General features: G+C 71.1%; 5 protein-coding genes, 1 tRNA gene and 2 pseudogenes. 2 read left to right on the top strand and 6 right to left on the bottom strand.

What is annotated here, in order from left to right:
* A pseudogene (locus IH13_RS0134380) lies at positions 1-1,350 on the top strand (TerD family protein); the annotation flags it as partial.
* Positions 1,351-1,637: 287 nt separating this feature from the next.
* On the opposite strand, the gene IH13_RS0134375 reads toward IH13_RS0134380, so the two are convergent.
* The 3 genes and pseudogenes from IH13_RS0134375 to IH13_RS39240 form a co-directional block, all read right to left on the bottom strand.
* Positions 1,638-1,710, bottom strand: a tRNA-His gene (locus tag IH13_RS0134375).
* Positions 1,711-1,829: 119 nt separating this feature from the next.
* Positions 1,830-2,435 (bottom strand): oligoribonuclease, encoded by a 606-nt coding sequence (orn, locus tag IH13_RS0134370; RefSeq protein WP_031090784.1) that lies wholly within the window; start codon positions 2,433-2,435, stop codon positions 1,830-1,832.
* A 10-nt stretch (positions 2,436-2,445) separates the two neighbouring features.
* Positions 2,446-3,566 (bottom strand): annotated as a pseudogene (locus IH13_RS39240) (helix-turn-helix domain-containing protein).
* Positions 3,567-4,387: 821 nt separating this feature from the next.
* Here IH13_RS39240 and IH13_RS0134360 point away from each other — a divergent pair.
* The gene (locus IH13_RS0134360; RefSeq protein ID WP_031090782.1) at positions 4,388-4,909 is read left to right on the top strand and encodes a universal stress protein; all 522 of its coding nucleotides are present in this window, start codon (positions 4,388-4,390) and stop codon (positions 4,907-4,909) included.
* Positions 4,910-5,042: 133 nt separating this feature from the next.
* On the opposite strand, the gene glmS is transcribed toward IH13_RS0134360, so the two are convergent.
* From glmS to IH13_RS46305, 3 genes are all read right to left on the bottom strand, one after another.
* Complete coding sequence (glmS, locus tag IH13_RS0134355; protein ID WP_031090779.1) at positions 5,043-6,872, bottom strand: glutamine--fructose-6-phosphate transaminase (isomerizing); 1,830 nt, start codon at positions 6,870-6,872, stop codon at positions 5,043-5,045.
* 58 nt (positions 6,873-6,930) lie between these two features.
* Positions 6,931-7,206 (bottom strand): hypothetical protein, encoded by a 276-nt coding sequence (locus IH13_RS0134350; RefSeq protein ID WP_031090778.1) that lies wholly within the window; start codon positions 7,204-7,206, stop codon positions 6,931-6,933.
* Positions 7,207-7,293: 87 nt separating this feature from the next.
* Positions 7,294-7,392: an SHOCT domain-containing protein gene (locus tag IH13_RS46305; protein WP_420713440.1), complete on the bottom strand. Its 99-nt coding sequence runs from the start codon at positions 7,390-7,392 to the stop codon at positions 7,294-7,296.
* Positions 7,393-7,453 lie beyond the last annotated feature (61 nt).

The following is a 7,453-nucleotide window of genomic DNA, read 5'->3' as shown; positions in this document are numbered from 1 at the left end:
GGGCAGCCGAAGCCGCAGGCCCGACCGCGTACGGCCAGGAAGAAGGTCACCCTACCCAGGACGGCGAAGAAGTCGCTGGCGGAGAACGACTCCTGGCGCACGGCCCGGCTCTTCCCGCTCTCCGCGCTCAAGAACGACCGCGAGCGCGAGACGCGCGCCACCTCGGTCCTGCTGTCGGTGATGACCCAGGTGCCCGAGTTCGGGCGGCGCCTGACCGCCGGGTTCGGGGCGCCCGCCGGGCGTATGGAGACGTTCACGGAGGTCTCGCTGCCGCACGGGGACTCCCCCCGGCGGCCGGACGGTGTCATCCGGGTCGAGCGGGCGGGCAAGCTGTGGACCGCCCTGGTCGAGACGAAGACGAACGGCAACGCCCTCAGACCCGACCAGGTGCAGGCGTACATGGACATCGCCGCGCGGCGCGGCTACGAGGCCGTCATCACCCTGACCAACGACGTGGCCCTGGAAGGCAGTCCCCTCGTCGACGTCAAGATCGACGGCCGGCGCAAGCACAAGGTGGCGCTCTGGCACCTGTCCTGGGCCGAGGTCGCGCACCAGGCGCAGATGCTGATCCGCCACGAGGGGGTGGGCAACGCCGCGCACGCCTGGCTGCTGCAGGAACTGCTCCACTACCTCCAGCACGAGCATTCGGGCTGCCACGGGTTCCAGAACATGGGTTCCGCCTGGGTGCCGGTCCGCAAGGGGATCGACGACGAGACCCTCTGCCAGGGCGATCCCCGGGCCGTGGAGGTCATCGAGAGCTGGGAGCGGCTCGTCCGCCAGGTCTGCCTGCGGCTCGGGGGTGAGCTCGGGCACAAGGTGCTGCCCGTACAGCGCGCCAAGCGCGGGGCCGACCCGCGGGCGCGCCGCGCGGACCTCGCCGACCAGCTCTGCTCCCAGGGCAGGCTCCACTCGGAACTGCGCATCGAGGGGACGCCCGGCGTCCTCGCCCTCACCGCGGACCTGCGTACGGGGAAGCTCCGCACCTCCATCGAGGTGGCGGTGTCCGAGCAGGGCTATCCGCTCAGCCGCGCCAAGCGGCTGATCCGGCAGCTCGCCGCCGCACCCGCGGACCTGCACATCGAGACCCTCGTCGAGGGCGGCGCAGGCCCGCGGGGGACGCTGGAACGGCTGCGCCCCGAGCCGGCCGACCTGCTGCCCAAGGACGGCGCGGACATCGCCGGTTTCCGCCTCTCCCTGTTCAAGGGCATGGGCAACGGCCGGGGCAGCGCCGAGTCGGGGTTCATCCGCAGCGTCGACGACGCGGTGGACCGCTTCCACGCCCAGGTGATCGCCCACCTGGAGACCCGTGGAACCCGCAGGGCCACGGGGGAGCCGGCGACCGCGCGCTGAGCACGCCTCGCTCGCGGGGGCAGACGGTCCGGTCACAGCGGCACCGCGGGGGCGGCCCGGGCCGGGAGGCCGGTGGGCCCTGCCGCGTCGGGGGATTGCGCGGCAGGGCCCGTAAGACACGCGTGCCCGGTCGTGCGGGGTCCATGCGGGGAAATCCCGGCGACCCCGGCGACCCCGGCGACCCGGCCGAGGACGGGGGGCCGAGGGCTCGTCGCCGGAGCGCTCGATGCTTTCTGAGCACGACGAAGGCCCGACCTGTTTGCACAGGTCGGGCCTTGATCATCAAGGGTGAGTAACGGGACTTGAACCCGCGACATCCTGGACCACAACCAGGTGCTCTACCAGCTGAGCTATACCCACCATGTCGTCCGGTCGTTTCCGACCGGCCGAGAAAAAGTGTACAGGGTCCGGGAGGGTGCTCGCGCCACCATTCCCCGGGGCCCGGTCACGGAGCCCCGAAGGGGCCGTGACCAGGGAGGTCACTCCCCGGTGGGCTGTGACACGCGCGCCGCGATCTCCTTGGCGCGGACCGAGTCCGGACCGGGCTGCGGGACGAAGACCGCCTCCCGGTAGTACCGCAGCTCCGTGATGGAGTCACGGATGTCGGCGAGGGCCCGGTGGTTGCCGTTCTTGTCCGGACTGTTGAAGTACGCCCTCGGGTACCAGCGGCGCGCCAGCTCCTTGACCGAGGACACATCAACGATCCGGTAGTGGAGGAAGCCCTCCAGCGACGGCATGTCCCGCGCGAGGAAGCCGCGGTCGGTACCGACCGAGTTCCCGCACAGCGGGGCCTTGCCCGGCTCCTTCACGTGCTCGCGCACGTAGGCCAGGACCCGCTCCTCCGCGTCCTCGAGGGTCGTACCCCCGGCCAGCTCGTCGAGGAGGCCCGAGGCGGTGTGCATCTGCCGCACCACCTCGGGCATGGTCTCCAGGGCCGCGTCCGGCGGGCGGATCACGATGTCCACCCCGTCGCCGAGCACGTTCAGTTCCGAGTCGGTGACCAGTGCGGCCACCTCGATGAGTGCGTCGTCCGCCAGCGAGAGCCCGGTCATCTCGCAGTCGATCCACACCATGCGGTCGTTCATGCGTCCCACCCTACGGGGCGCTCCGCTGCCCGGGCAGGGCCGGGCGACCGGGAACATCTCCCTCGGGGCCCGGCCCCAGGGGCTCCGGGGAGCCCCCTGGCGCCGGTGCCGAGGCCCCTACGACGGCCCGCCGGCTCGACGCCGTGCCCTGGGCGGGAACGGACGTCTCCAGCACCGTGGCGGCGCTCTCCAGGGCCGCGCCCTGCGGAAGCCGCAGCGGCCCGCCACCTCGTCGACCGAGTAGTCGGACGTCTCCAGCAGCCGCTGCGCCTGCAGCACCCGCTGGGTGATCAGCCACTGGAGCGGGGCGCTGCCCGTGAGCGAACGGAACCTGCGGTCGAAGGTCCGTCTGCTCATGTAGGCCCGCGCGGCCAGCGTCTCCACGTCGAACTGCTCGTGGAGGTGCTCCAGCGCCCAGGCCACCACCTCGGCCAGCGGGTCCGAGCCGATCTCCTCGGGTAAAGACCTGTCGAGGTAGCGCTCCTGACCGCCGCTGCGCCGCGGCGGCACGACGAGCCGGCGGGCCAGTGCGCCGGCCGCCTCGGTGCCGTGGTCGGTGCGGACTATGTGGAGGCACAGGTCGATGCCGGCCGCCGTGCCGGCCGAGGTGAGCACGTCGCCGTCGTCGACGAACAGCTCCCTCGGATCGACGTGCACGGACGGGTAGCGCTTGGCGAGCGTCGGCGCGTACATCCAGTGCGTGGTGGCCGGGCGCCCGTCCAGGAGGCCGGCGGCGGCCAGGACGAAGGCCCCCGTGCACAGCCCGACGATGCGCGCGCCCTCCTCGTGGGCGCGGCGCAGCGCCTCCAACGCCTCCGCGGGCGGCGGCGAGGTGATGGACCGCCAGGCGGGCACCACGACGGTGCCGGCCCGGCTGATCGCCTCCAGGCCGTACGGGGCGGTGAGTTCGAGGCCGCCCGTGGTGCGCAGCGGCCCGTCCTCCCCGCCGCAGACCAGCAGGCGGTACCGCGGGACTCCCGCGTCCTGGCGGTCGATCCCGAAAACGGAGAGCGGGATGGAGCTCTCGAAGATAGGGCCACCACTGAACAGCAGTACGGCTACGACCTCTCGGCGTCGCCGCCCGGTCAGCTTCCGTGCGGCCTCCGTGACGGTGGCGGAGTCCTGGCTCATGACGCTAAGCCCCCCTCGGTGTTCGCGTCTCCCTGGTCCTTACGGGCCTGTCGCACCTGCACGTTTCCCCTCGGTCTCGCACGCGTCCCCAGTCCTCGATGCCCAAGATCGAATCTACTGCGTTCCACGGTGCTGACGTGACACGTTCCCCCATGGCCACTATGTCGACAAGGCAACTTGGCGCGAAGCAGTCGATCACGAAGCGTTCCACTCCCGTACCCCGCTGGGAAGCGGGCTTGATGATCTTGGCCCGTCCCCATCGGTTCAAAGCGTACCGCGCGGTCTATTCCTGCCTGGTGGCACGTGGGTCGGTCGGCCATGACGGCAAGAAACAGCGGTGTCGGTGAAGTTGGCTGAAAACCAACGGTTGTGTACGCGGATTCCAGTCATGTGACCGGCGCACTTCCCGTGACCGTGTGAGCTTCAGTGCGCCCCTGGGCTCGCCATGGACCGTAATGTCTCCGCGGGGTGGACGAAGCGCAGTCGGCCGATGGCGTGCTGTGACAGTCGGGCGTCTGGGGCGCGCGAGGCATTCGGCCGCCGCGACGCGATCCGGGCGGCCACCCCCGGCGGGCGCCGGGGGCGGCCCCACCCGGCGCGAGGAGCTGGATGTACGGCGCATCCGGCATTGCCATACGGGGCCTTCTCGGGCATGCTCCCTGCAATGCCGCATGCGTTTTGTGAGGGATGGGCAGCGGAGGAGTGGCGCCGTACCCTTGGGGGTAAGGGCTTGGGAAGATGATTCCCGGACACAGCTTCGCCGCTCGCTGACACCTTCACACCGCTCCCTCCTCACGAGGACTCTCTTCGCCGAGACACCGATGGCCGGTCACGAAATCCCCGAACCCGCAGACCGCAAGCAGGTCGCCGATCCCTGGTCGGACCCGCAGCCGGTCGGAGAGTCACGCCCGTCCTGCGACCCCGCCTTCCGGCATGGGGTCGTGGTCGGTTTCGACGGCTCCACCTCCAGCGAGCGAGCCCTCGCCTACGCCATCGGTATGGCGTGCAGGCTGAGCTCCGGACTGATCATCGTCCATGTGGCCAACCGGCTGCCGACCACCGTCTGGGCCGGCTGCGAGCCGCCCGTCTTCGTCGACGTGCCCGACCACCGCACCGAGGTCCTCGGCCTGGAACTGGCGTGCGCGGACTACCTCGCCGAGGTGCCGTGGGTGCTCGTCGAGCGCGGCGGGGACATCTGCCACGAGCTGGAGGAGGTCGGCCGGGAGTACTCGGCGGACGCGATCGTCGTCGGCTCCACACACGGTCTCGTGGGGCGGCTCTTCGGGTCGGTGGCGGGCCGTCTCGCGCGGCGTGCCCAGCGCCCGGTCATCGTCATTCCCTGAGGGCCGCCGGACCTCCTCGTGTGCCGAGTCGCCGTCAGGCCGCCTGGTGCGCCCAGGAGTTCGGCGTGCACGGGGAGAGGGGCGGCTCCTGCGGGAGCCGCCCCTCCCGGTTCGGGCCCGGGGCCCGGTCCGGCTACTCGACGGTGACCGACTTCGCCAGGTTGCGCGGCTTGTCGATGTCCCGGCCCATGGCCAGCGCCGTGTGGTACGCGAGCAGTTGCAGCGGGATGCCCATCAGGATCGGGTCCAGCTCGTTCTCGTTCTTCGGCACGACGACGGTGTGGTCGGCCTTCTCCTGCTCGCGGTGGGCGACGGCCAGGATGCGGCCGCTGCGCGCCTTGATCTCCTCCAGCGCGGCCCGGTTCTTCTCCAGGAGGTCGTCGTCGGGGACGATCGCGACCGTGGGGAGGGCCGGCTCGATGAGGGCGAGCGGGCCGTGCTTCAGCTCGGAGGCGGGGTAGGCCTCCGCGTGGATGTAGGAGATCTCCTTGAGCTTCAGGGATGCCTCCAGGGCGACGGGGTAGCCCCGTACCCGGCCGATGAACATCATCGACTGGGCGCCCGCGTACTCCTCGGCCAGCTTCTTGATCTCGTCCTCCGCCGCGAGGATCTCGCCGATCTGCCCGGGCAGCCGGCGCAGGCCCTCGATGATCCGCTTCCCGTCGGCGACGGACAGGTCGCGGATGCGGCCCAGGTGCAGGGCGAGCAGGGCGAAGGCGACGACGGTGTTGGTGAAGCACTTGGTGGAGACCACGCAGACCTCGGGGCCCGCGTGGACGTACATGCCGCCGTCCGCCTCGCGGGCGATGGCCGAGCCGACCACGTTCACCACGCCCAGGACGCGCGCGCCCTTGCGCTTGAGCTCCTGGACGGCGGCCAGCACGTCGTAGGTCTCCCCGGACTGCGAGACGGCGACGTACAGGGTGTCGGGGTCCACCACCGGGTTGCGGTAGCGGAACTCGGACGCCGGCTCGGCGTCGGCGGGGATGCGGGCCAGCTCCTCGATGAGGCCGGCGCCGATCATCCCCGCGTGGTACGAGGTGCCGCAGCCGAGGATCTTGATGCGGCGGACCCCGCGCGCCTCTCGGGCGTCCAGGTTGAGGCCGCCGAGGTGCACGGTGGAGAACCGGTCGTCGATGCGGCCGCGCAGCACGCGGTCCACGGCCTCGGCCTGCTCGGAGATCTCCTTGTGCATGTAGGTGTCGTGGCCGCCCATGTCGTACGACTCGGCCTCCCACTCCACCGTGGTCGGGGTGGCCGTCGTGGACGAGCCCTCGGTGGTGTAGGTGCGGAAGTCGTCGGCCTTGAGGGTGGCCATCTCGCCGTCGTCCAGCGTGACGATCTGGCGGGTGTGGGCGACCAGGGCCGCCACGTCCGAGGCGACGAACATCTCCTTCTCGCCGATTCCCAGCACCACCGGGGAACCGTTGCGGGCGACGACGATGCGGTCGGTGAAGTCGGCGTGCAGAACGGCGATGCCGTACGTGCCCTCGACCGACTTCAGCGCCTCGCGGACCTTCTCCTCCAGGGTCTCGGCCTGGGCCCGGGCGATCAGGTGGACGAGCACCTCGGTGTCGGTCTCGGAGAGGAAGGCGACGCCGTCGGCGGTCAGCTTGGCGCGCAGCTCGGAGGCGTTGTCGATGATGCCGTTGTGGACGACGGCGACCTTGCCCTCGGCGTCCAGGTGCGGGTGCGCGTTCTCGTCGCTCGGGGCGCCGTGGGTGGCCCAGCGGGTGTGGGCGATGCCGGTGGTCCCGGCGAACCGCTTGGGGACCCTGGCCTCCAGGTCGCGGACCCGGCCCTTGGCCTTGACGGTCTTCAGGGCGCCCGGCCTGCCCGCCGCGGCCTTGCCCGTGATGGCGATGCCCGCGGAGTCGTAGCCCCGGTACTCCAGCCGCTGCAGGCCTTCCAGCAGCAGCGGGGCCACGTCACGCTTCCCGATGTATCCGACGATCCCGCACATAGCGTCTCTGCCCTCCATCGACGTACAAAAGTCCGTGCCCCGGCCTGCCCCGGTCCGTTCAGCCGTAGACGACGCGGCGCAGCTGGCGGAGCGAGAGCTCCTGCGGCGCCACCGCGCGGTGCGGCAGCTCGGCCGCGATCCGCTCGAAGATCTCCGTGTTCACGAGTCCGCCGGCCTGCAGTTCCCGGTGGCGGCGTCGGACGAAGTCCTCGGTCGTCTCGTTGAAGTACGCCAGCACGTCGAGGACCACCCGGGCCGCCTCGCCGCGCTGGAGCGCGGTGGAGCGGACGAGGTGGTCGATCAGGTCGTCATGGGACGCGTGGCGTTCGAGCACCCGTTGATATTGCTCGGGGTGGACGACTTTCGCAACAATCCTGCCCGATATCGGGCAGGATTCACGGGGAACTCCTGATCGGTGGGATCAGAGCCGCTTCAGCACCGCCTGTTTGGCGGTGCTGAACTCGTCGTCGGTGAGGATGCCCGCCGCGTGCAGCTCGCCGAGCTCGCGGAGCCGGCGCAGCAGGACGTCGTGGTCGTCGGCCGCCGGGGTGGCGGGTGGAGCGGGGTCCGGGGCCGGGGTG

This window comes from Streptomyces sp. NRRL WC-3549, assembly GCF_000721935.1.
Taxonomy (GTDB): Bacteria; Actinomycetota; Actinomycetes; order Streptomycetales; family Streptomycetaceae; genus Streptomyces.
Note: the sequence above shows the minus strand (reverse complement) of the source record. Positions and strands in the feature narration are given on the sequence as shown.

Excerpts from the sequence above, each read along its gene's own strand:
- glmS (WP_031090779.1), bottom strand. The coding sequence starts at position 6,872 with ATGTGCGGGATCGTCGGATACATCGGGAAGCGTGACGTGGCCCCGCTG.
- IH13_RS0134360 (WP_031090782.1), top strand. The coding sequence starts at position 4,388 with ATGGCCGGTCACGAAATCCCCGAACCCGCAGACCGCAAGCAGGTCGCC.
- orn (WP_031090784.1), bottom strand. The coding sequence starts at position 2,435 with ATGAACGACCGCATGGTGTGGATCGACTGCGAGATGACCGGGCTCTCG.